At 40.0% G+C, this 23,651-nt stretch carries 19 protein-coding genes, 1 pseudogene and 1 riboswitch; of the genes and pseudogenes, 19 read left to right on the top strand and 1 reads right to left on the bottom strand.

What is annotated here, in order from left to right; translation table 11 throughout:
* The 15 genes and pseudogenes from rnmV (at position 1) to QZ413_RS04195 (ending at position 17,462) form a co-directional block, all read left to right on the top strand.
* A complete protein-coding gene (rnmV, locus tag QZ413_RS04265) occupies positions 1-567 on the top strand; it encodes a ribonuclease M5 (RefSeq protein WP_297076803.1) in 567 nt (188 codons plus the stop codon).
* Positions 564-1,445, top strand: coding sequence for a 16S rRNA (adenine(1518)-N(6)/adenine(1519)-N(6))-dimethyltransferase RsmA (rsmA, locus tag QZ413_RS04260; RefSeq protein ID WP_297076801.1), 882 nt, complete (start codon positions 564-566; stop codon positions 1,443-1,445). The genes rnmV and rsmA overlap by 4 nt, the downstream gene beginning before the upstream one ends.
* Before the next feature lie 124 nt (positions 1,446-1,569).
* Positions 1,570-2,169 carry a hypothetical protein gene (locus QZ413_RS04255; protein WP_297076800.1) on the top strand — a complete coding sequence of 200 codons (600 nt, stop codon included), beginning with the start codon at positions 1,570-1,572 and terminating at the stop codon, positions 2,167-2,169.
* Positions 2,170-2,243: 74 nt separating this feature from the next.
* Positions 2,244-2,341: riboswitch (THF riboswitch) on the top strand.
* A gap of 36 nt (positions 2,342-2,377) precedes the next feature.
* Positions 2,378-2,917 (top strand): folate family ECF transporter S component, encoded by a 540-nt coding sequence (locus tag QZ413_RS04250; RefSeq protein WP_297076798.1) that lies wholly within the window; start codon positions 2,378-2,380, stop codon positions 2,915-2,917.
* Between the two features lie 203 nt (positions 2,918-3,120).
* Complete coding sequence (locus tag QZ413_RS04245) at positions 3,121-4,032, top strand: sugar ABC transporter permease (RefSeq protein WP_297076796.1); 912 nt, start codon at positions 3,121-3,123, stop codon at positions 4,030-4,032.
* 12 nt (positions 4,033-4,044) lie between these two features.
* Positions 4,045-4,926 carry a carbohydrate ABC transporter permease gene (locus QZ413_RS04240; protein WP_297076794.1) on the top strand — a complete coding sequence of 294 codons (882 nt, stop codon included), beginning with the start codon at positions 4,045-4,047 and terminating at the stop codon, positions 4,924-4,926.
* A gap of 25 nt (positions 4,927-4,951) precedes the next feature.
* Positions 4,952-6,556 (top strand): sugar ABC transporter substrate-binding protein, encoded by a 1,605-nt coding sequence (locus tag QZ413_RS04235; protein ID WP_297076792.1) that lies wholly within the window; start codon positions 4,952-4,954, stop codon positions 6,554-6,556.
* 70 nt (positions 6,557-6,626) lie between these two features.
* Positions 6,627-7,247 carry a DUF624 domain-containing protein gene (locus QZ413_RS04230; protein ID WP_297076789.1) on the top strand — a complete coding sequence of 207 codons (621 nt, stop codon included), beginning with the start codon at positions 6,627-6,629 and terminating at the stop codon, positions 7,245-7,247.
* A complete protein-coding gene (locus tag QZ413_RS04225) occupies positions 7,222-8,133 on the top strand; it encodes an acetylxylan esterase (RefSeq protein ID WP_297076787.1) in 912 nt (303 codons plus the stop codon). Before QZ413_RS04230 ends, QZ413_RS04225 begins: the two co-directional genes overlap by 26 nt.
* A 6-nt stretch (positions 8,134-8,139) precedes the next feature.
* Positions 8,140-8,892 (top strand): endonuclease/exonuclease/phosphatase family protein, encoded by a 753-nt coding sequence (locus tag QZ413_RS04220; RefSeq protein ID WP_297076785.1) that lies wholly within the window; start codon positions 8,140-8,142, stop codon positions 8,890-8,892.
* A 22-nt stretch (positions 8,893-8,914) separates the two neighbouring features.
* Positions 8,915-11,065: pseudogene (locus QZ413_RS04215) on the top strand (glycoside hydrolase family 3 N-terminal domain-containing protein).
* A 24-nt stretch (positions 11,066-11,089) separates the two neighbouring features.
* The gene (locus QZ413_RS04210) at positions 11,090-14,377 is read left to right on the top strand and encodes a GH36-type glycosyl hydrolase domain-containing protein (protein WP_297076782.1); all 3,288 of its coding nucleotides are present in this window, start codon (positions 11,090-11,092) and stop codon (positions 14,375-14,377) included.
* A gap of 26 nt (positions 14,378-14,403) precedes the next feature.
* Entirely contained in the window at positions 14,404-15,360 is a 957-nt protein-coding gene (locus QZ413_RS04205) for a LacI family DNA-binding transcriptional regulator (protein ID WP_297076778.1), read from the top strand.
* A 132-nt stretch (positions 15,361-15,492) separates the two neighbouring features.
* Entirely contained in the window at positions 15,493-16,668 is a 1,176-nt protein-coding gene (locus QZ413_RS04200) for a hypothetical protein (protein ID WP_297076775.1), read from the top strand.
* Between the two features lie 116 nt (positions 16,669-16,784).
* The gene (locus QZ413_RS04195) at positions 16,785-17,462 is read left to right on the top strand and encodes a cyclase family protein (RefSeq protein ID WP_297076773.1); all 678 of its coding nucleotides are present in this window, start codon (positions 16,785-16,787) and stop codon (positions 17,460-17,462) included.
* A gap of 10 nt (positions 17,463-17,472) precedes the next feature.
* Here QZ413_RS04195 and QZ413_RS04190 read toward each other — a convergent pair whose 3' ends face one another.
* Positions 17,473-17,898, bottom strand: a complete 426-nt coding sequence (locus QZ413_RS04190; RefSeq protein WP_297076770.1) for a GNAT family N-acetyltransferase — start codon at positions 17,896-17,898, stop codon at positions 17,473-17,475.
* A 209-nt stretch (positions 17,899-18,107) separates the two neighbouring features.
* Between QZ413_RS04190 and QZ413_RS04185 the strand changes: the two genes are divergently transcribed.
* From QZ413_RS04185 to QZ413_RS04170, 4 genes are all read left to right on the top strand, one after another.
* Positions 18,108-18,977 carry a YitT family protein gene (locus QZ413_RS04185; RefSeq protein ID WP_297076768.1) on the top strand — a complete coding sequence of 290 codons (870 nt, stop codon included), beginning with the start codon at positions 18,108-18,110 and terminating at the stop codon, positions 18,975-18,977.
* A gap of 129 nt (positions 18,978-19,106) precedes the next feature.
* Positions 19,107-20,318, top strand: a complete 1,212-nt coding sequence (locus QZ413_RS04180) for an ArgE/DapE family deacylase (protein ID WP_297076766.1) — start codon at positions 19,107-19,109, stop codon at positions 20,316-20,318.
* A 143-nt stretch (positions 20,319-20,461) separates the two neighbouring features.
* Positions 20,462-21,646, top strand: coding sequence for a glycoside hydrolase family 3 N-terminal domain-containing protein (locus tag QZ413_RS04175; protein ID WP_297076764.1), 1,185 nt, complete (start codon positions 20,462-20,464; stop codon positions 21,644-21,646).
* Positions 21,647-21,818: 172 nt separating this feature from the next.
* Complete coding sequence (locus tag QZ413_RS04170) at positions 21,819-23,546, top strand: hypothetical protein (RefSeq protein ID WP_297076762.1); 1,728 nt, start codon at positions 21,819-21,821, stop codon at positions 23,544-23,546.
* Positions 23,547-23,651: the final 105 nt, after the last annotated feature.

The following is a 23,651-nucleotide window of genomic DNA, read 5'->3' as shown; positions in this document are numbered from 1 at the left end:
ATGTCTAAATTAAAAGTTGAAGAAGTGATCGTCGTTGAAGGAAAAGATGATACGAGACGTCTACGACAAGTACTAGAAGTGGATACGATCGAAACGATTGGCTCAGCGATCAATGATCAGATTTTAGAACGGATCGCCCACGCACAAGAAACACGAGGCGTGATCGTATTTACCGATCCCGACTTTTCGGGTGAAAAAATTCGGAAAACGATCATGGCTGAGATCCCTGATGCAAAACATGCATTTTTGCCACGTGATCAAGCTGTCCCAAAGAAAAAAGGTGGTAGCTTAGGTGTCGAACATGCGAGTGATGCAGCGATCTTGGAGGCTTTACAAAAAGTCGTTACTCCAGTCGATAAGGCAGAAGAAGCAGTGATCGATCGTGCTACTTTGATGGCATATGGCTTGATTGCAGGTGACAAAGCCAAAGAACGTCGTGAAGCGCTAGGGGATCTACTACGCATCGGGTATACTAATGGTAAACAATTGGAAAAGCGCTTGGCGATGTTTCGAATCGATGAAGCAACGTTTAAAGACGCAATGAAACAAGTGGAGGAAAATTTGTGAACGAATATCGCGAAATCGCAACACCATCTCGAACAAAAGAGATTTTAGCTAAACATGGCTTTACATTTAAAAAGAGTTTAGGGCAAAACTTTTTGACCGATCCAAATATTTTACGAAAGATCGTCGAAGCAGCTCAGATCGATGAACATACAAATGCAGTCGAAGTAGGCCCAGGAATCGGGGCTTTGACCGAGCATCTAGCACAACATGCACATCAAGTATTGGCTTTTGAAATCGATGATCGCTTGATCCCGGTTTTAGCAGATACGTTATCTCCTTATGATAATGTGACTGTGATCCACCAAGATATTTTAAAAGCAGATGTCGCTACGGTCTTTAATGAGCAATTCAAAGAAAATTTACCGATAAAAGTCGTAGCCAACTTGCCTTATTACATTACGACGCCGATCATGATGCACTTTTTAGAATCGAAAGCTCAAATCGCGGAAATGGTCGTGATGATGCAAAAAGAAGTTGCAGATCGAATCTCTGCTAAACCTGGGACAAAAGCATACGGTTCGCTCTCGATTGCTGTTCAATACCATATGCATGCAGAAGTTGCCTTTATCGTTCCAAAAACAGTTTTCGTACCACAACCAAACGTTGATTCTGCGATTTTAAAGTTAACTAGACGCGAAACGCCCGCGGTTTCGGTCACGGATGAAAAAGCCTTTTTCAAATTAACCAAAGCAGGTTTCTTACAACGTCGTAAAACCTTATGGAACAACTTACAAAGCTATTATGGTAAAGACGAAGCAACCAAAGCTTGGCTACAAAAAAGCTTAGATGAAGCGCAAATCGATCCGTCAAGACGAGGGGAAACATTGAGTTTAGAAGAATTTGCACGTTTAAGTAATGCGATGGAAGCCTTGCGTTAACAAAAGCTATGACAGAAATCTGTCATAGCTTCTTTTTTTGATTCTTTAACTGTCTTGACACATAAGGAGATTGTGCGTACAATACGAAGTATCAAAAGTGTCTTGACACATTAAGGAGCAATGTATGAAAACTCGTTCTGTTCGTTCACTGACAATCGCTGCTTTATTGATCGCAATGGGAATCTTGATTCCGATGGTGATGCCTAAAGTCGTGATCGGTCCAGCTTCATTTACGCTCGCTAGTCATGTTCCAGTCATGTTGGCGATGTTTTTTTCACCGATGATGGCACTTGCCGTTGCCTTAGGGACGACGTTTGGTTTTTTGATGACGACCCCGTTGATCATTGCAGCTAGAGCCTTGACCCATGTTGTATTTGCTATGATCGGTGCAATCTATTTGAAGCGTTATCCACAAACTGTCAGTCATCCTGTTCGCTTTCAATTGTTTAATTTTGTGATGGCCTTGATCCATGTACTAGCAGAAGTTACGATAGTATGGGCTTTTTATGCGACCGGTTCGATCAGTGGTGCTGCAATCGATCAAAACTTTTTTGGTTTTCTTTTTGGATTACTGGGTGTAGGTGGGATCTTACATAGTATGATCGATTTTACTTTGGCTTTTATCATCGCTAAAAATCTTAGTCGCTTGTTTAGCGTTCCTGTATTTGCAAAAGCAAAAGCGCAAAGCCGAACATTTTCTGAAATAAATCTCGAAAAAAATTAGAAAACTCATGAAAAAACGATTGTTGTTCAAAGTACAGCATGGTATAGTGAACGTGTGAAGTCACTTCACAAAAAATCAGAGTAGGAGATAAAGCGTTAAGTGCCAAAAGGATGGGATGTTGCCTATTGGACGAAGGATGAAGATCCGCGGTTTTGTCTTCGCATTCGCTGCATATCGTGTGTAGCAACTCGCTAAGGAGATGCTCAAAATGAATATCAAGAAATTAAATGCCCGCATGATTGCCTTAATGGGAATCTTGATCGCGCTTATTGCGATCGTCGGGAAAATGTTGGGAATTGAAACACAATTTCTAACGATCAGCTTTTCATTTGTTCCAACTATGATCATGGGGATGCTGTTTGGTCCTTTATGGACTGGGATCGGATGTGTGTTAGCTGACTTTTTAGGGATGGCACTATTTGCGAAATCATCCTTTTTTATTGGCTTCACATTTAATGCATTTTTAGCTGGAGTCATTTATGGTTGGTTCTTTTATCAAAAACCAGTCACATTCAAACGCGCACTAGGGTGTGTGTTGACTATCACGTTATTGATCAATCTATGCTTGACACCGATTTGGTTATCGATCATGTATGGACAACCATTGTTTAGTTGGGTGATCTGGGGACCCCGTTTACTTAAAACGGTCATCTTTTTCCCGATCCAAACTGGTTTAGTCTACTTCTTTGGTAGCGTGACAACACTTGATCGCATCGTTCGACGTGCGGCTGTAAAATTAAATTCATAAATCGAAAAACCACTCGACACATCCACGAGTGGTTTTTTTTAGTAAAGAAAAACTATTTATAGAAACGTTTCGACTAATAATTTGAATTATTAAATAAAGAAAACGCTTGCTTTTTGTATTTAGAGCATTTATACTACAAATTGTAGAAACGTTTCACCGGATTTCACTACGAATCTGATCGCAAGATAGAAAGGAAAAAATATATGAATAAGTTGAAAGAGTTCTATAATCAAAGGCAACTACATTGGATGGTGTTGCCAGGGGTCGCATTCATGATCGTCTTCAACTATATTCCGATTTATGGAATCATCATCGCCTTTAAAAATTATACGGTCGTCGATACGATTTCATCTGCGGAATGGGTCGGATTAGAGAATTTTAAAATCATCATGCAAGATAGTTTCTTTTGGGAGGCCGTAAGAAATACGATGGCCATCAGTTTGTTGAAGTTAGGCTTAGGATTTTTCATTCCGATCATCTTAGCGATCATGATCTTTGAAATGAGCGATGGTCGTTTAAAGAAATTTATTCAAACCGTATCATATATTCCCCATTTCTTTTCTTGGATCGTATTAGGTGGGATGATGATTTCTTGGTTATCAACAGATGGATTTTTCAATCAAATCTTTATGTCGATGGGATTGATGGATAAAGGTGTCAATCACTTATTAAATCCTAACGAATATTGGTGGATCGCAGTACTATCTGATTTATGGAAAGAAGTAGGTTGGGGGACGATCTTGTATCTAGCAGGGATGTCACGAATAGACCCGACATTTTATGAAGCAGCACGAATCGATGGTGCAACTAAAATCACTCAAATCAGAAAGATCACATTGCCCTTATTGACTCCAATCATTTCATTAAATTTGATTTTAAATGTAAGCGGAATCCTAGGGTCAAACCTAGATCAAACGTTAGTATTGATGAACTCACAAAACCAAAATCGTTCAGAAGTAATCAATTCGTTCGTTTATAAAATGGGTCTAGTTCAAGGAGACTTCTCATATGCTACCGCAGTTGGACTTGGTGTATCGATCATTTCTGTAATTTTATTAGTCATTACTGACCGTGTGACACGCAAAATGAACGACGGAAAATCAGTTATCTTATAGGAGGGGACTTTGGTGTTAAAAAAACGAAAGCAAGAAAACAAGTGGTTTTACTTCTTTAATACGTTGATCTTGATTTTATTTTCCTTAGTGATCATCGTTCCAGTCTGGAATATCCTGGTTTCCTCATTTTCATCCAGTTCAGGTTTAGCCAGTAACGGACTTGTCTTATGGCCTAAGGGGTTCACTTTAGAAAATTATCGTCGTGTGTTTTCCGATTCTAGTATTCCTAGAGCGTTTATGATCTCAGTGTTAAAAACAGTCATCGGGGCGTTGACGCATACTTTATTTTGTGCGGTAGTCGCATATGGACTAAGTAAAAAACGCTTGGTCGGCAGAAGTATCTATACCACGATGGGTGTCATCACCTTGTACTTTAGTGGTGGGATGATCCCGACTTACCTCTTGATCAAATCATTGGGGTTACTTGATACATTTTGGGTGTACATTATTCCAGCCTTATTTAGTTACTATGATGTCGTGATCTTGATGAACTTCTTTAGAGAGATCCCACCGTCATTAGAAGAGTCAGCGAAGATCGATGGTGCGAGTGAGTTCCAAATTTTTTATAAGATCTTCTTACCATTGACCAAACCAGCATTAGCTACGATCATCTTATTTAATGGTGTGGGCCAATGGAACGACTTTATGACAACCAAATTATACGTTACGAAACAATCGCTTTATCCTTTACAAATGAAGATCTATGAGATTATCGTCCAATCGAATTTAAGTTCGTTGACCGATAGCGGAAGTACCGACTATGTCGTACAAGCGACCACTAGAGGAGTCCAATTGGCAACGATCGTCATTACTACAGTACCGATTTTAGTCATTTACCCATTATTACAAAAACACTTCATCGGCGGCATGATGGCTGGTGCAGTAAAAGAATAAAAACATTTTAGAAAGAGGGATCGTGATGAAAAAAGTTTTAAGCGGGATGATGTTGGGGGTTGCTGTTTTAGGTTTGGCTGCTTGTGGCAGTGGGGATAAAAAAGAGTCTGCGACACCAGATTTTTCGATTAAAGATCGTTATGAATTAGACAAAACACAACCAGCATGGAAATTAGACACGAAAAAAGAAACAACGAAAATTCGTTGGTATATCAATTCAGATTGGACAAGCTTACCATTTGGGAAAGATGTAACGACAGCTCAAATCAAAAAAGATTTGAATATCGATATCGAATTTTTATCTGGAGATGACGCAAAATTAAACGCGATGATCTCAAGTGGGGACATGCCAGATATCGTAACGTTGATGGATAAATCAAGTCAAGCAGCACAAAAAGCAAATTCTTGGGCCTATTCATTAAACGATCTAGCCAAAGAATATGATCCTTATCTTTTAGAAGTAGCCAATCAAGATACTTTCAAATGGTATTCATTAGATGATGGAAAAACGTATGGTTATCCAAACTACTCAAATACTCAAGCAGATTACGATAGTGGCAATATCCCAGTCAATGATAACTTTGTCATTCGTGAAGATGTCTATGAAGCACTAGGCAAACCAAGTGTATCTACTCCAGAAGACTTTAAAAAAGTGATGAATGAGATCAGTGAAAAATACCCAGATATGACACCATTTGGCTTTACGACTGTCGGTGATAAAGCAGGCCCATTCTTAGATAAATTGCAAGACTTCTTAGGTGTACCGTTAGAAGATGAAGATGGCAACTACTACGATCGTAACGTAGATAAAGAGTATATCGAATGGTTACGTACGTTAAATGAAGTTTACCGTAAAGGTGAAATCAGTGATGATAGCTTCACTGATGATGGTCCAACATTTGATGAAAAAGTAAAACAAGGGAAATACGCTACAATGCTAGTTGCAGGAACAAGTGGTCAAGGTGGAAACTTTACTGAATTTAGTAAAAATTCAGGTACGAAATATATTGCGATCGATGGACCATCAAGTACAAGTGGCCGTGAAGCAACCTTGAATCAAACAGGTATCTCAGGTTGGTTGATCAACTACGTGACTAAAGATGCAAAAGATCCAGCGAAAGTAACACAATTGTTTACGTACCTAATCGATGAACAAGGCCAAATCTTGACTAAATTCGGAGTTGAAGGCGTCACGTATGAATACAATGCAGACGGCAAGATTGATTACTTACAAGAAGTCAAAGACTTAGAAAAATCAGATAATGACGCGTATAACAAAAAATATGGAATCAGCCGTTTCAACTACTTCAATAATGACCGTGTCAATGCAATGAAAGTCAAAACAGACAATGCTTTAACACAAATGCAAGACTGGGGTGTTGGTAAATTGAAACCACACTTTATCGTTGAAAATATCAATCCAGATGCAGGTACGGCAGAAGCGCGTTCAAATAGTGCGATCGAAACAAAATTAAATAGTACGGTCATCTCCTTGATCCGTGCGAAAGATGAAAAAGCTTTCGATAGTACGTTAGATGAATTCAAAACGTTCTTAGACAATAACAAATGGGATGCTGTGAAGAAAGTGAAATCAGAAAAAATGCAAGAAAATAGAGAGAAATTAAAATAATCAATAGATAGAAAGGCGGGAAGAAGAGGAAAGGGATGGAGCGATTCGGATCCTTTCCTCTTTGTTTAGGATGATCAATAAATTTTTTGCATACGAAGGATGGTACTATCGTGTATTTTCTTTTCTAGCCGATTTGGTGTTATTAAGTTTCTTGTTCTTATTTCCCGCATTGACTATCGTGTTACTCGGTCCTGCTTTGATTGCACTCTATCAAACGTGTGATCGTTTGTATCAGGAACGGGATATTCCAACCATCAAAACATATTGGACTGTATTTAAAACCCAGTTTAAACGTGGATTAGCGCTAGACGGTCTACTTGTCGCTTATACAGTGATCGTATTGGGCATCGTCTATAGCTTGATGGAGATCTCTACGTATCTAAGTATCTTGTCGATTATTTTGATTACATTTGCTACCTTGTATTCGATGATGTTTATCTTGATCGACAGTCTTTATTCTTTTGATTTAAAACAAACAGCTAAAGAAAGTATCTATTTTGTTTTAAGTAGTACGGCAAATGCCATCATTTTATTGGTGCTACCCGTAATCGGGTTACTTGTACTCAATAAGATCAATCTTTACTTATTCATTTGTATTGGAACCGGAGCGATCGCCTATTTGCAAGTATTCTTTTTTAGACGCGTAATAGTCAAAGAGGAGCGTGATGACGTTGACGGCAACACAAAGTGAGATTTTAGCATTTTGGAAAACTGTTCAAAAAGAGCTAGCTGAAATCCAACCAAACTATACGCTCACTTCATTACCAGCACTTGATGAACAGATTGAAGTATTTGCTTTACAATTCACCAGTCTTTATCAAGAAGTGATCCATGGACTGTATTTACGCCCTAAAACTGACAAAGTGGTGCCGGTGATTATTGAAAGTTTAGGCTACTGGAATAAAATCGAAGATCCGTTTCAATTTAGTCACTGGCCCCAAATGGGATATGCCTGTCTTGTGATCGACAATCGCGCTCAAGGTGGGAAGACGCTTGATCAAGCACCGTATCATACGACAAGTCACCCTGAACCTTTTGGAAGAGGAATCTTAGAGCATGAGGACTTTTATTTTAAACGCTTGTTAGCTGATCAGTTGCGTTTGGTACATTTTGCGACGACACGTGAGGAACTTGATCAAACACAGATCATATTTCGTGGAGCTTCTCAAGGTGGTGGAGTTGTTTTATTGTTAGGAGCATTATTGCCAAATATTCCTAAGTGGATTTTTGCAGATGTGCCAAGCCACTCAAATATCAAACATCGTGTAAGCGAAAAAACGGGATCGTATGGTGTGATCGGGCGCTTTTTAGATTACTATCCACATCAACAAACGCAAATCGAACACGAATTAAGTTATTTTGATTTACAGTATCTCGCTGATTTGATTACTTGTCCGGTCAGTATCAGTGTTGCTAGTCATGATCCGGTTTGTCCAATGAAGGATTTTATACCTGCTTACCATAAGATCACGGCACCAAAAACATTACGAGTCTACTGGAAAAAAGGACATGAAGGTGGCGCAATGGCGCAAACCGTACGAGAGATCAACCAAATCAACCAAATCACGCAGGAGTGAACAAGAATGGAAATTGCAACCTATAATATTCGTTTAGACACGACGCAAGATCAGGATTGGAGTTGGGCAGCGCGAGCTTTTCATGTGTGCGAGCTACTGGCTTTTCATCAATGGGATATCATCGGGTTACAAGAAGTACGCCCAAATCAAAAAGAAGACCTAATGAAACTGCCTTATACGCTGACGTATTACGAACGCGAAGGCGACGGCAGTGATGAAGGCTTGGTGTTACTTAGTGATCCGTGTTTTACAATCAAAGATCAAGGATTCTTTTGGTTATCTGATACGCCAAATGTCTCTAGTATCCATCCTGAAGCTGGATGCAAGCGAATCGCGATGTGGGTCGTGTATCAAAAAGGGCAAGAGCCTCCTTTTCTAGTCATCAACACACATTTAGACCATATTTCAGAAAGTGCGCGTTATGAAGGGATGCGTGTCTTGTTACAGGAGTTACAAGATAAGATCGCGCGCTATCAAACGATTTTACTAGGTGATTTTAATGCGCTACCTGATGAGCGGGTGCACACGTTATTGAAAGGGTTTACGGATGTCAAAGAGCTGACGTCACAGTATTATGGACCAAAAGGCACGTTTCAAGATTTTGACTATACACGTGCATGGTCTGATCTAGAGGAAATCGATTATATCTATGCGAAAGGTTTTTCAGTAAGTAAAGTGGGTTGTGTGACCGATTCATGTGATCAACGTTTTCCATCGGATCATTTTCCGCTCGTAGCTACTGTAACGCAGACAAAATAAAATAGAGATAGGTGAAAAATAGATGAAAAAAGAACAATTACGTGAATTAGTCGCACAAATGACGATGAAAGAAAAAGTCGATCAATTGCTGCAATTAGCAGCTGATTTTTATTCAGAACATGCCGAAGCCAAAACCGGACCGATGGCGCAATTAAATATCACACAAGAAACTGTCAATCATGCAGGAACGACATTAGGGATATCAGGCGCTAAAGAAGCGATCCGAGTCCAAAAAACCTATATGGAAAACAATCGCCTACATATTCCGACACTATTAATGGCAGATATCATCCATGGTTTCCGAACGATTTTTCCGATTCCATTAGGGCTAGGAAGCAGTTGGGATCTACATGCAGCTAAACAAATGGCAGAAGTATCTGCTAAAGAAGCTGCAGTTTCTGGATTGCATGTTACGTTTTCACCAATGGTCGATCTAGTGCGTGACCCAAGATGGGGACGAGTGATGGAATCGACTGGAGAGGATCCATTTTTAAATGCTCGCTTTGCAGAAGCTTTTGTTAAAGGCTATCAAGGTGATGATCTGGAACATGACTTCATGCGTGTAGCCGCTTGTGTCAAACACTTTGCCGCATATGGTGCAGCTTTAGCAGGACGTGATTACAATACAGTAAATATGTCTGAACGCCAATTACGCGATCAGTATTTACCAGGATATAAAGCGGCTCTTGATGCTGGTGCAAAATTAGTGATGACTTCATTTAATACAGTAGATGGTATTCCAGCGACTGGAAATGAATGGCTGTTTCGTGATGTATTGCGTGGCGAGTTTGGCTTTGATGGCGTCGTGATCTCAGACTGGGGTGCTGTTCAGGAATTGATCCCTCATGGTGTTGCCAAAGATCAAAAAGAAGCTGCACGTCTAGCGATCCATGCATCGGTAGATATCGAAATGATGACGAACTGCTACACTGGCTATCTAGAAGAGCTGATTGCAGAAGGTAGCGTACCAGAAGCAATGCTAGACGAAGCAGTTTTACGTATTTTAGAATTGAAAAATGATTTAGGTTTATTTGAACATCCTTATCGTGGTGCAGATGAGGCATTGGAAAAAGAGCATGTACTATCTGATGAGCATCGTTTGATCGCACGCGACGTAGCCCGTCGTTCGATCGTATTGTTAAAAAATGAACGTGCAGCATTACCACTTGCAGCCCCACAAACGATCGCACTAGTAGGTCCGGCTGCTAAATCTCATGACGTACTGGGTGTTTGGTCTTGGCAAGGTAAAAAAGAAGAAGCAATCTCGCTTGCACAAGGGATGCAACAATATAGTGATCACATCAAGACTGGCAATGAAGCGTTCGATTATTTTACACCATCAAAAGAAGCGATCGAAGAAGCAGTAGCTTTAGCTAAAGAAACAGAAGTCGTAGTCTTGGCTTTAGGTGAAGAAGATTGGATGAGCGGAGAAGCTTCAAGTAAAACAGATATTTGCTTACCACAAGCACAAATCGAATTGTTCCACAAAGTAAGAGCTGTAGCAAAAACACTGATCGTGACGTTATATAATGGACGTCCACTTGATCTGATTGCAATCCAAGAAGCAGATGCGATCGTTGAAGCATGGTTTTTAGGAACAGAAGCAGGGAATGCTTTGGCAGATATTTTATTTGGAGCGTATAACCCTTCAGGTCGCTTAAGTATGTCATTTCCTGAAAATGTCGGACAAGTGCCCGTCTTTTACAATGCAGATAACACGGGACGCCCTTACTTAGGGGATCCAAATTAAAAATATGTATCAAAATATCTAGATGCATCTAATCAACCGCGTTATCCATTTGGATATGGCTTGAGTTATGGCGACGTTACGTATAGTCAAACGATCGTCCATCAAGAAACTGTTGAACTTGGTGAGCCGATCGTGATCGAAGCCACGATCTCAAACCATAGTGATTATGCACGCAGAGAAACGGTTCAACTGTATATCCAAGACGTCGTAGGTAAAGTCGTTCGTCCGGTTCGTGAATTAAAAGGATTCAAACAGATCGATCTTGCACCACAAGATACTCAGACTGTTCGCTTTGAACTTACGACAAATGATCTATTCTATGTCCATGCCAATCAAGAATGGTCGACTGAGCCAGGAGAATTTCATGCTTGGATCGCACCGAATAGTCAAGAAGGTCAAAGAGCCAGCTTCATGCTCAAATAACTTGGATCAAGAAAGGAAGAGACGATGCCACATTTAGAAAAGAAATTAGTAGCTGAATTTTTAGATTCAGGTGAATTAGTCAGCTTGATGCATGAAGACATCATGATCAATCAATTATACAGCACACCATTAGACGGCAGTGTAACGCAAGTATATCTGAGAATCAAAGATCAACAACCTTATACGATCATCCCCTTGATCGGTACGACAGCTGCGAGTCAGTTTTCAAAAAGTGAACAAGCATTCTACTGGACTGGTGAAGCACAAGGAATAACGTATCAAGTGCGCTTTGCTCTAGGCGAAAAAGATACTTGGTTTTGGACAGTCGACCTAACTGGTGAAGGCCAAGTCATCGATGTGATCTTAGGGCAAGATATCGGCAATGCAGCTAAAGGTGCGGTTCGTTCAAATGAAGCGTACATGTCTCAGTATGTCGATCATTTTGTAACAAAAAATCAAGATCAGATCAGTATTACGTCTAGACAAAATCAACCCCAAAATGATCAGTTTCCAGTCGTTGAAATCGGGGGAATCACTCCAATCGTCGGTTTTGAAACAGATGGCTATCAATTTTTTGGTAAGGCGTATGAAGAAACCAATGAGCCGATCAGCTTACAAAAAGAAGTACTAGATAGTAAAGTCTATCAATATGAATTTGCCTATATTGCCTTGCAATCAATCGAATATACATTGACTGATACGACAACAACATGTGTGTTTTATGGTGCATTTGCAACAGATCATCCTGAAGCAGTCACAAAACCACTTTATGAACCACACGCAATCAAAGAAATCTACGCTCATCTTGAAGATGCGCCGATTACAACTACTTTTTCACACCCAGTCTCTTATATTGGACGTCCGATCGTGGGTCGACGTTTGACGACAGAGGAGATCGATCATCGTTTTCCAGTAAAAGTCAAAGAAGAGTATCTAGAAGATGGTGAGATCGGAGCCTTTTTTACAAAAAATGAGCGCCATGTCGTATTGAAAAACAAAGAACTAGCGATGGAACGAGCAACGGGTCATATCCTATTGAGTGGGATCGATCTAGATGTCGATCATCCCGTTATGAGTACGACGACTTATATGTACGGCTTATTTAATTCTCAAATCGTCTTAGGCAATACATCGATGAATAAGCTAATGAGCAATAGCCGTAATTCATTAAATCGCTTGAAACATGCGGGTCAACGAATCTATCTAAAAGAAGCAGATATGTGGCGGATGTTAACACTGCCTTCTGCATTTGAAATGGGCTTGAACTCCGCTACTTGGTATTATCAACTAGCAGACGATTGTTTAAAAATCACGACATTTACGGCCTGTGAGAACCACCAAATCAAAACGGTGATCGAAAGTGAAGCAGGAAAAAGCTACACGTTTGCCATTACCAATCATATTTTAATGGATGCAGCTGAAGAATCGCCGACCTATAGATTAGAACAAGTCGAGCAACAATTGACAATCAAACCAAGTGAAACATCTGTAATCACAACGAAATATCCAGATTTAACGTATCAGATCACTTTAGATCAATCATTTACACTTACAGATGAGACGATTCTAGTAGAAGGAATCGCCCAAACAGAACAGCTGGTCTTTGTCGTACAAGAGACAAATGAACTAACGATTGATATCACGGGTAGTTTGGATGGAGTAACCAAAACAAGAGAGCTTGAATTCAAAGTAGAAGAAGAAGCAATCGTGGCCAAAATCAATGAATTGCTCAATCGTTTTGAGTTGTTCCATGATACGGTCGACGTGACGAGTATGAATCTATTGACACGTTGGTACGTATTGGATATGCTGATCCATTACTTGTCACCACATGGACTAGAACAATATGGTGGAGCTGCTTGGGGAACTCGAGATGTCTCACAAGGACCGACTGAATTTTTCCTAGCAACCAATCGTCTAAAAGTCGTGGCATCAATCATTACGCATATCTTTGAAAATCAATTTGAAGACGATGGTAACTGGCCACAATGGTTCATGTTTGACCGCTATGAAGAACAAAAAGCGGATGAAAGTCATGGCGATGTCATTGTTTGGCCGATGAAAGTTGTCGCAGACTACTTGGAAAAGTCTGGAGATTTTAGTATATTAGATAAGCAGATTTCATACACGGATAGAGAGACGTTCAAAAAAACGCAACACAGTGCATCATTGTTTGAACATCTCCAAAAAGAGATTCAGTATATCGAAGAGAATTTTTTACCAGGGACTTCTTTATCTTGCTATGGTGACGGTGATTGGGACGATACCTTACAACCGTATGATAGCCGTTTGAAAAAATACATGGCAAGTAGTTGGACCGTTGCATTGACGTATCAAGTAACAAAAAAACTAGGTGCTTTATTAAAAGACTATCGACCTGAAGCTAGCCACCAGTTGACGACACTTAGTGAACAGATTTTAGCTGACTTTAACACCTATATGTTAAAAGATGAGACGATTCCAGGATTTGTCTATATGGAAAATCAAGATGAAGTCGAGTATATGATCCATCCAACGGATCAAAAAACAGGCATCCACTATCGACTACTTCCAATGACACGTAGTATGATCGCGGAGATCTTGACACCAGAACAAGTCAAAACACATCTAAGTACGATCAAAGAGCATCTTTATTTCCCTGATGGCGTGCGCTTGATGAACCGTCCAGCTCACTATCAAGGTGGCGTGAGTCACAATTTCAAACGTGCAGAACAAGCGGCGAATTTTGGTCGTGAAATCGGATTGCAATACGTTCATGCACATATCCGTTTTACCGAAGCGATGGCAAAAATCGGAGAAGCAAATGAAACGTGGAAAGGATTGAACACGATCAATCCGATCGACTTGCAAAAACGAGTTCCAAATGCAGCACTAAGACAATCAAATGCTTATTTTAGTAGTTCAGATGGAGCATTTGCAACACGTTATGATGCACAAGAACATTTTGATCAACTCAAAACGGGTGAAGTTGCAGTCAAAGGTGGCTGGCGTGTGTATTCTAGTGGACCGGGTATCTATTTGAACCAATTGATCACAAATGTTTTAGGTATTCGCGTTTTCTTCGATCATTATGTCTTTGATCCAGTATTACCAGAAGAATTAGATGGGTTACGTCTAAATTATCGAATCGCAGATAAAGATGTGACGTTCGTTTATCATTTAGGCTCTAAAGAATCAAAAGTCGTGATCGATCAACACGTAATCACGACATCTCGTGAGGCCAATCCCTATCGTTTAGGAGGATTCGCGATCCCTGTTCAAACAATCGAAGAGACAATTAAAAACCAAAGTATCATCGAAATCTACTGTTAAGCAAACGCTTAGAGAAAGGAGCAGTCATGGTAGGAATCAAAGATATCGCACAAGCAGCTGGAGTGTCGATCTCTACTGTATCTTATGCGCTAAATGGAAATCCCAAAATCACTGAACAAACAAGAGAGAAAATCATGAAAATTGCAGCTGAGATGAACTATGTTCCCAATATGGCTGCTCGCACATTAAAACGGCAACAAACAGATATCATTGGTGTGTATCTAACCGATTATGGTGGTAGTTTCTATGGTGAATTACTAGATGGAATCAAAAAAGGACTCGAAACACAAGGATATGAAATGATTGTTTGTAGTGGGAATAAATCCCAATTATTCTTACCTGAGCGGATGATCGATGGTGCGATCGTCCTTGATTGGTCGTTTCGAACAAAAACGATTTTAAATTACGCAGATCGTGGACATAAATTAGTTGTATTAGACCGTGAGATCGAACACCCAGAAATCAGAAGTATCTTATTAGATAACAAAGGTGGAGCCACGTTAGCGATCGAACAGTTTGCGCATCTAGATACGCAAAAAGTCTATTTGATTGCCGGACCTGAAAAAGCATACGATAGTCAAAAACGACTGGCTGCAAGTACTGCTGAATTGGATCTGTATCAAATCCCTTATGAATGTTTTACTGGGGAATTTACTGAAGCGTCGGGTTTTGAGATCGCAAAAACGATTTTTGAGACTAATCCTACATTACCAGTCGATATCTTTTCATTTAACGATGAAATGGCAGTAGGGGTCTACAATTATGTGCAAACATTAGGCTTAACGATCGGGACCGATGTGCGCCTGATTGGTTTTGATAATATCGAAATCGGTAAATATCTACAACCAGCACTTTCGACGATCGCCTATTCTCAACATCGTTGGGGAATGTTAGCTGCCAATAAAATCGTCAAACTACTCCAAGAAGAGACTACTGATTCGGAGTGGATCTATACGACCTTTATCAAACGAGGAACGACATAGTTGTATCAAAAGCTGTATCGCACATGAGGCGATGCAGCTTTTTTTTCGAAAACAAAACAAATGTGATTATTCACAAACTATTGACGGATAGGTAAAACTACAGTATGCTCGAATTTTGGAGAGGAGAATTTTATGGGATTATTTGTTAGTTTTACTTTGATCATGAGTATGCTCTTTATTGGAGAATGGGCATCGACGAAAACGAAAGCAGTCGTGCCGTCACTGTTTATGACAGCTGTTTTATTTGTTTTGGGATTTTGGACATTTTTTCCAAAAGATATGGTCGAACAAGTTGGATTTGGTATGACATTTGCTAAAATCTGTGTGCCGTTGACACTTGTGCATTTAGGTACAAAAATGGATCTACGGCAGTTGGTCGATCAATGGAAAGCGATCGTGATCGCACTCTTAGGCGTCTGTGGTACGATCGCGTTATGTTTGACGATCGGCACGATGATTTTTGATTTTCGTACGGTGATTGCTTCCGTGCCACCGTTAGTCGGAGGACTAGTTGCCGCATTATTGATGTCGGATAATTTAAAAGCAATGAATTTAGATACGCTAGCGGCATTGCCAATCTATATGCTAATGTTTCATGGGTTATTGGGGTATCCAATCACGGCGATGCTACTCAAAAAAGAAGGCAAGCGATTAAAAGCCGAATTGAAAACCAAACAAGCACAGCAACAAACAATCGAGATTGAAACACTACCGGTCGAAAAAACGAAATGGATCGATACCCTACCGAAACAGTACCGGACACCTGCATTTGCACTAGCACGTGTTGGTCTTGTGATCGTGTTGGCGAATGCACTTTCGATCGTCTTGCAACATGCAGTCAATGCCAATATTTTGTGTTTATTATTAGGGATCGTCTTTAGCCAGTTTGGATTGCTTGAAACCAATGTGTTACAAAAAGCTGGTGTCTTCAATTGGTTGATCTATGGCTTAACGGCTTACATCTTTTCACAATTAAGCACGACGACACCAAGCACGTTACTTCATTTTATTCCACAGATCTTCACTTTGATGATTTTAGCGATCATTGGCATGTGGATCATGACCCGCTTGATACATAAATTCTTTGGTTACAGTAAAGAAATGGCACTGGCTACAGCGTTGACGGCTTTGTTTGGATTTCCCGCTGATTTCATTTTGACAAACGATGTCATCAAAGAGCTAGCCGAAACAGAAGAGGAAACCGAATATTTAACGGCACACCTCATGCCAAAAATGCTAGTAGCAGGCTTTGCGACTGTTTCGATCACGTCGATCGTAATTGCCAGTATCTTCATTAAACTACTATAAAAGGCTTATCAAACAAGCAGGTTGCTGCTTGTTTTTTTATTGTTTAAATAACAAATGTGTGGTTTGACGGATGATAAATCCTCGTGTTATTTTGAAAAAAAGAAAGGGGAATGCTTATGAAACGTATCGCATTATCTTATCCGCTTGGTGTCGACACGCCACGATTTACCGACAATCCGCCGGTCATGATTTGGCCGCATTCTTCAACGGATAAAGGAGATAAATTCAATCAATCGTTCCATATGTCGGTCAATCACAGTGGCACGCATATGGATGGAGCGAATCATTTCAATCCGGAAGGAAAACAACTATGGGAATACCCAATTGACACATTCGTTTACGAACAAGTCCGAGTGATCGATTTAGAAAAACAGGACGATGAATTGATCACTAAACAAGATCTAGAACCATTTGAAGAAATCATCAAAGAAGCGGATCTTTTGATTGTACGGACAGGGTTTTATCGTTATCGTAGCGATGCACATCGTTATGGCCAACATAATCCAGGATTTACTAAAGATGCAGGTGAGTATTTCATGACATTTGAGAACTTACGTGCGATCGGAATGGATCTTCCTTCAGCAGGTGGTGGGCAAACGATGGAACCACATGGAGTAGCCTTTCATCAAACTGTTTTAGGATTAGGACGAGAAGATGGACGTGCGATTTTGTTGATTGAAGATATGAAATTAGACGAAGACTTGACGAATATAAAACGTGTCTACGCGTTACCTTTGCTCATTAAAGGAATCGATAGTGGACCATGTACGATTTTAGCTGAGCTTTCAGAATAAATGGAGTGGACTAGTCACAAGTCCACTCCATTTGGTATTCGTATTCACCGGTCGCTGAATCTTGACTTTTCCCGATGACGGCAAAGCCTTCTTTACTATAAAAACGAAAAGCTTGCTGATTTTTAGCGTAAACCGCTAGTGTTAGTGAGGGAGCGATCGTTTTAGCTTTGTTGATCAAAGCGTGTCCGATGCTGTGTCGTTGAGCTGATTTTGAAACAAACAAACCGGCAAGGTAGGTGTCAACAAGACCGATAAAACCTACGATTTCACCATGGTGTTGGTAGACATAGATCTCAGCTGTCTTCATCGCTTCACGCACTGCAGGTAGTTGTTGTTGCCAATAGTTGTTTGGGATAAAATCATGGGCATCTTGAGTGGTATCTAGCCAGATTGTTAAAACATCTTCTAGTTGGTCAGAGTTCATTTTTAAAATCATCGTACACCTCCAAATACTAGTATAGCTTATTTGGTGAGAATTCTAAAAGAGTCACTCGATAGATATTTACAAAGTAGTGAAAAGCAGTTAAGATATGAAAGAAATCATTAGGCAACACAACTTAAGCACTATAAATAAAAGGAATCCTTCTGTTTAAGAAGTCGATTTCTTTTTTTCTTTGCCTAAAACGGAATCATAGGAGGAGTTTCATGAAAAAATTAATGGAAAACACGCGCTTTCGCGAGATCTTTTTGGTGACGATCGGTGCCTTTATTTTAGCACTATCGATCAATAGTATCTTGCTACCTAATCTGTTAGTAGCAGGTGGAGCGAATGGATTAGCTGTCGTACTACATGCGTTATTCAATTGGAATATCGCGATCGTCTTGTATATGATCAATATCCCGCTACTTGTGCTCTGCTTTATTTTCTTAGGGAAACAAACAGGATTAAAGACCATCTACGGAAGTATGAGTTATCCGTTTTTTGTCTGGTTGACCTCGGGTGTCGCACCATTGACGGATAATCTATTTTTAGCAACGATCTACGGAGGTGTCGTAACGGGTGTTGGATTGGGATTTGTCTTTCGTGCTGAAGCATCAACAGGTGGCACAGCAATCATCTCACAGATCGTTCATAAATATGCGAAGATCCCGATTGGTGCAGCGATGTCAATCGTCGATGGACTCGTGATCTTAACAGCACTGATCGTATTTGATACAGAGATCGTTTTGTATTCATTGATTTGTCTCTTTTCGATCGGTCGCGTAGTCGATGCAGTCCAAACGGGATTAGGACGCTACAAAAATATGCTGATCATCAGCGAAAAAGCACCATTATTGCAACAAGCCTTGTTGGAACAACTAGATAAAGGGGTGACACGTATTCCGATCGAAGGTGGATTTGATAAAACACCGAAAACCTTGCTGATGACGACGATCAAAGAACGAGATTATTCGATGATCCGTGAGCATCTTTTGGCAATTGATAGTGAGGCCTTTATCGTGTCGATGAATGCAAGTGAAGTCCATGGTAAAGGATTTAGTATTAAACGGATTATGGAACAAATCGATTATTAAAAAAGAGCAGCCATTGTGCTGTTCTTTTTTTTCGAACAATTTTGAAAGACGATTGTTATCTTTGAGCGTAACTGCACAAATTGCGTTATAATAAGCGTGAGAGCTACGCATAGAAAGGATGTTGAAAAGATGAGAGAAGAACAAGCGATTCAAAAACTACAAGAGATCGTCCGCTTAGAAACGGTCAATGGACAAGAAAAACGAGTTGCCGATTATCTAGAAACGTTATTTGCAGAGCATGGGATCGAAACGACTCGTGTCGAATACGCACCAGAACGCGTCAATTTAATTGCTGAGATTGGTGACGGAGATGGTCCAGTTTTGGCTTTTGATGGGCATATGGATGTAGTCGCTACAGGTGATGAATCTGCTTGGACGTATCCTCCTTTTTCAGCAACGATCGAACATGGTCGTATGTTTGGCCGCGGCGTGACGGATATGAAAGCCGGTCTGATGGCCGCAGTACTTGCGATGATCAATTTAAAAACGAGCGGGATCAAGATCCCAGGTAAAATTCGGTTAATGGCTACGATCGGAGAAGAGTTAGGGTTACTTGGTGCACAGCAACTAGCAGAGTTAGGTTATGCGGATGATATCGATTCTTTGGTTGTCTGTGAACCGAGTGGGGAAAGCCGTGAAGTCGTCTTAAAAATGCCATTACCAAAAGGGTTGGTCAAAGAAGAAGGCAATGTCGAACAACGCTTTATTTTCATTGCGCATAAGGGATCTTTGACCTATGAAGTGCATGCCAATGGTCGAGCAGCCCATAGTTCGATGCCAGAACTTGGCCAAAATGCTATCGATTCGTTGATGTACTATTACCAAAAACAACAAGAATACTTTGCGACGATCACAACAAAAGATACCATCTTAGGTGAGATGACACCAGTCGTAACGCTGATCAATGGTGGTGAACAAGCCAATTCTGTACCGGCTTTTGCGAGTATGACGACCAAGATCAGAACGATCCCAGAAGTCCACAATACGACATTGATCAAAGAGCTCACGGAGTTAGTCGAAAATTGCAACCAAGAAACATCAGCGAAACTTTCTTTACACATCTTGCAAAGTTCATTTCCGGTAAAAAGCGATCCAAAAGCGAAGATCGTAGGACTAGCAAAAACGATCGTCGAAGATGCAGTAGGAGAAAGTGTTCCGATCATTGGTGTGGCTGGCGGAACAGATGCGTCACGTTTTGTCGAATACAATCCGGATATCCATGTGGTGGTATGTGGACCAGGAAATGCAAGTGCGCACCAAGTCGATGAATTTGTCTATGTCGATACGTATTTACAATTTATCGATGCGTACGAACAGATTATGCGACGTTTTTTTGAATAAAAATTGATTTTTCGACGAAATCATACACAAATAACGAGATAGCCTAGCTATTTCGTTATTTGTGTTGTGGCATCAAGCGGTATTGTCATGTATAATAGGTGCGAACGTAATGTAGGGAAACTAGTGAATAAAAGGAGAGAAACATGAAAGGAACTGGCGCTAAAGCACTAATATTTATGGGTTTTGTCCTCGTGTTCGTCCTTTTGATCGGAGGGATGTGGTACTTTATGCATGAAGAGGAACAACCAACTACTTCAAAAGAGAGCTCGACAGTGACGACTTCTAGTGAAACGACCACCACAACGAGCGAGTCGGCCAAACCCAAAACACTGGATGAACGGATCGCGACTATGACAGTCGAAGAAAAAGTCGGGCAACTCTTTTTTGCCCGAGTACCAGACGTCCAACAAATCGAGGATATCAAAGAATATGATCTAGGTGGCTATGTTTTGTTTGGCCGCGATGTCCAAGGCTTGACTGAACGTCAATTAAAAGACAAGATCTTAAGTTATCAGCAAGCAAGTAAGATCCCGATGTTGATCGGTTCAGATGAAGAAGGTGGCTGGGTCAGTCGTTTAAGTACGAATGAACAGTTGGTTTCAGAACCCTTTGCGTCACCGCAAACGCTCTATGCACAAGGCGGGATCGATGCTATCGTAGCAGATACAAAAACCAAAGCCGACTTATTGCGCAGCTATGGAATCACGACGGGTCTATTTCCGGTCGCAGACGTTGCAACGGATCCAGAAGCCTTTATCTACGATCGTACACTTGGTCAAGATGCTAAACTAACAGCAGATTATGTTACGGCAGTGACTAAAGCTTTGAAAGAAGAAAAAGTCGGTTCGACATTAAAACACTTCCCAGGTTATGGAAACAATCGTGATTCGCATGTCGAGATCGTGACTGATACGCGTTCATTAGATGAATTGCGTCAAGTCGATTTTGTTCCATTCATTGCGGGAATCCAGGCCGGAGCAGACAGTATTTTAGTCAGTCATAATATCGTGTCTAGTATCGATCCTACTGAACCAGCTTCGATCTCACCTGCAGTTCATAAGCTTTTACGCGATGAGTTGCATTTTAACGGAGTGATCATGACAGACGATATGGATATGGCTGGACTAGCAGATTTTATCTCACAAGATGAAGCAGGCTTAAAAGCATTACAAGCAGGCAATGACCTAGTAATGTCGTCAAGCTATGCGGTTCAGATCCCAGTCGTGATCGCAGCAGTTGAAAATGGCGATTACCCAGAAAGCCAATTGGACGCTTCAGTCAAACGCGTCTTACAGTGGAAACAAGATTTAGGATTATTAGCGAATTAAGAAAGAAGTACAGTAAACACTGTGCTTCTTTTTTTGTCTAAAAATAACACTAAAAAACATTGAGATACTTGATTTAGTTCAATTTTTTTAGATTTGCTTAAAAAAATAGACATGCCAATTTTTAGAAAATGCCTTTATGATAATGCTATCGATGAAGTAAAAGGAGAGATTGATGGTGAAGCAGATTTTAAAAATATGTTTAGTTGCACTAGGAATCACACTGATTTTTAGCGTTACTATACATGGACGAACTCTTGCTGATGAGTCAGGGAATACTGATTTACGTGCAGTAAACTCCTTACAACCAGAAACTTTTCAAGTCCAACATAAGTTCAATATTAAAAGAGATGATATCTTAACAAGTACTCTACTAACGAATAAAATCAATTTTTTTATTGAATGGACGTTACCAAATAATATTTCTCCTAAATTATTTGTTGCCAGTCTAACAAGTAATTCTAAGTTAGTGATGGGAACAACGACTATCCCGTTGACGGATAAGAATGTGACGATATCATCTGAAGCAAACCATACGATTCGCTATACTTTTTCAGATAATTCTGTTGATATTCTTACGTTAATAAAATGGTTATTGGGACTAAATCAGAATTCCATAACGATCACAACACTTCTAGAATCAAATGTAGCAAGCCTTTCAAATGAAGGTTTTACACCTGATAAAAGTATCGATCGAATCGTTACCAAAGGAAAATTACCACCAAGTGAGAATCAGATATTATCATTTACGGCTGATTTCTATAATAAAAACAATAAAAAAATATTAACGAATACCGCTGAGATCAAAACATGGAATACTTATATTTCTCCTTGGAACCAAGAACAAGCAGCCTCTACATTGAATGGAAAATTAGATGATACACAAATGGATCAAAGCACAGAAGTTATTGGAATCAATCGTGTACTAAACGGAAGTAATTATGCTGATCGGAAAATCGTATTGCCGATTACAACAACGGTGGATCCAAAGTTATTTTATCGAACGATCAATCTCTACACAAAGCAAGTAAATACTGATATGAACATCTACCATCAGACTAGTACGACCGCGGATGAAGCGACACAGGAAGTACTCATAGATCAAGAGAATACCAGTCAAAATACGAGCGCGAAAAAAAATCGAAGTACATTAAATCGAACGACATCTATTTTATTTGATAGTGAAACATTGAGTCCAGTGCCACTTATGATCACCCAAACGACCTCGTTGACATTCGCTATCGATAATTTACCAAGTCAAGCTGTAGTCGGTGAACAGATCCACTTAGTTGGACAAGTCGAAGCTGATGACGCAAACATAAAGTATAGTGTATCAATCGATGGTACTCCAGATGTTCCTTTGGAAAATCAAAGTGCGATCAAAAACCAAGTAATGCTGACTTTACCTGAGTTAACCGAAGGCAAACACACTCTCTTGTTAAAAGCTAAAAATCAATATACTGAAACGACCATCGATACTCCAGTACAAGTTGAAAAAGAGGAAGTATATATCGATTCTCATACAACAACAATTGATTTTGGAACGCATGCCATTCCCAATGTGGATGAAATAATATCGGCACGATCGGTAGTTCAATTGCAAATATTTGATAATTACCACAGCGTTAATCGGTGGAAAGTATCTGCTAAGATGTCCAGTCCACTACAAACGGCACAATACGAGCTTTTACCAGCAGATATATTACTTCATACGGTAAATGATCAAACATTTATGCTCAATGATGAATTTGAAACGATTTATCAAAATGAGGAACTGCATTTAGGCACATTTTCTTTGCTTGATGATGAAATGCCAATTTACTTAAAAATGTATTCTTCAAATGTTAAAGCACAAACGCAATATAATGGAACAGTCGAATTTTTATTACAGACTGGTCCTTGATTATATAATTATTTTAAATGAAAGTAGGAAAAGATATGAATAAAAAATTAGTTGGTACAATTATTTTAGGTGGAGTACTAGGGTGTTCTTTACCGATTACTGTTC

Source organism: uncultured Enterococcus sp. (genome assembly GCF_913775425.1).
Classification (GTDB): domain Bacteria; phylum Bacillota; class Bacilli; order Lactobacillales; family Enterococcaceae; genus Enterococcus_G.
The sequence above is the reverse complement of the archived record's forward strand: the minus strand, read 5'-3'. Positions and strand labels throughout refer to the sequence as shown.

Excerpts from the sequence above, each read along its gene's own strand:
- QZ413_RS04170 (WP_297076762.1), top strand. The coding sequence starts at position 21,819 with ATGGTGAAGCAGATTTTAAAAATATGTTTAGTTGCACTAGGAATCACA.
- QZ413_RS04180 (WP_297076766.1), top strand. The coding sequence starts at position 19,107 with ATGAGAGAAGAACAAGCGATTCAAAAACTACAAGAGATCGTCCGCTTA.
- QZ413_RS04225 (WP_297076787.1), top strand. The coding sequence starts at position 7,222 with ATGACGTTGACGGCAACACAAAGTGAGATTTTAGCATTTTGGAAAACT.
- QZ413_RS04235 (WP_297076792.1), top strand. The coding sequence starts at position 4,952 with ATGAAAAAAGTTTTAAGCGGGATGATGTTGGGGGTTGCTGTTTTAGGT.
- QZ413_RS04245 (WP_297076796.1), top strand. The coding sequence starts at position 3,121 with ATGAATAAGTTGAAAGAGTTCTATAATCAAAGGCAACTACATTGGATG.
- QZ413_RS04175 (WP_297076764.1), top strand. The coding sequence starts at position 20,462 with ATGAAAGGAACTGGCGCTAAAGCACTAATATTTATGGGTTTTGTCCTC.
- QZ413_RS04205 (WP_297076778.1), top strand. The coding sequence starts at position 14,404 with ATGGTAGGAATCAAAGATATCGCACAAGCAGCTGGAGTGTCGATCTCT.
- QZ413_RS04190 (WP_297076770.1), bottom strand. The coding sequence starts at position 17,898 with ATGATTTTAAAAATGAACTCTGACCAACTAGAAGATGTTTTAACAATC.
- QZ413_RS04195 (WP_297076773.1), top strand. The coding sequence starts at position 16,785 with ATGAAACGTATCGCATTATCTTATCCGCTTGGTGTCGACACGCCACGA.
- rnmV (WP_297076803.1), top strand. The coding sequence starts at position 1 with ATGTCTAAATTAAAAGTTGAAGAAGTGATCGTCGTTGAAGGAAAAGAT.
- QZ413_RS04200 (WP_297076775.1), top strand. The coding sequence starts at position 15,493 with ATGGGATTATTTGTTAGTTTTACTTTGATCATGAGTATGCTCTTTATT.
- QZ413_RS04185 (WP_297076768.1), top strand. The coding sequence starts at position 18,108 with ATGAAAAAATTAATGGAAAACACGCGCTTTCGCGAGATCTTTTTGGTG.
- QZ413_RS04220 (WP_297076785.1), top strand. The coding sequence starts at position 8,140 with ATGGAAATTGCAACCTATAATATTCGTTTAGACACGACGCAAGATCAG.
- QZ413_RS04255 (WP_297076800.1), top strand. The coding sequence starts at position 1,570 with ATGAAAACTCGTTCTGTTCGTTCACTGACAATCGCTGCTTTATTGATC.
- QZ413_RS04250 (WP_297076798.1), top strand. The coding sequence starts at position 2,378 with ATGAATATCAAGAAATTAAATGCCCGCATGATTGCCTTAATGGGAATC.
- QZ413_RS04210 (WP_297076782.1), top strand. The coding sequence starts at position 11,090 with ATGCCACATTTAGAAAAGAAATTAGTAGCTGAATTTTTAGATTCAGGT.
- QZ413_RS04230 (WP_297076789.1), top strand. The coding sequence starts at position 6,627 with ATGATCAATAAATTTTTTGCATACGAAGGATGGTACTATCGTGTATTT.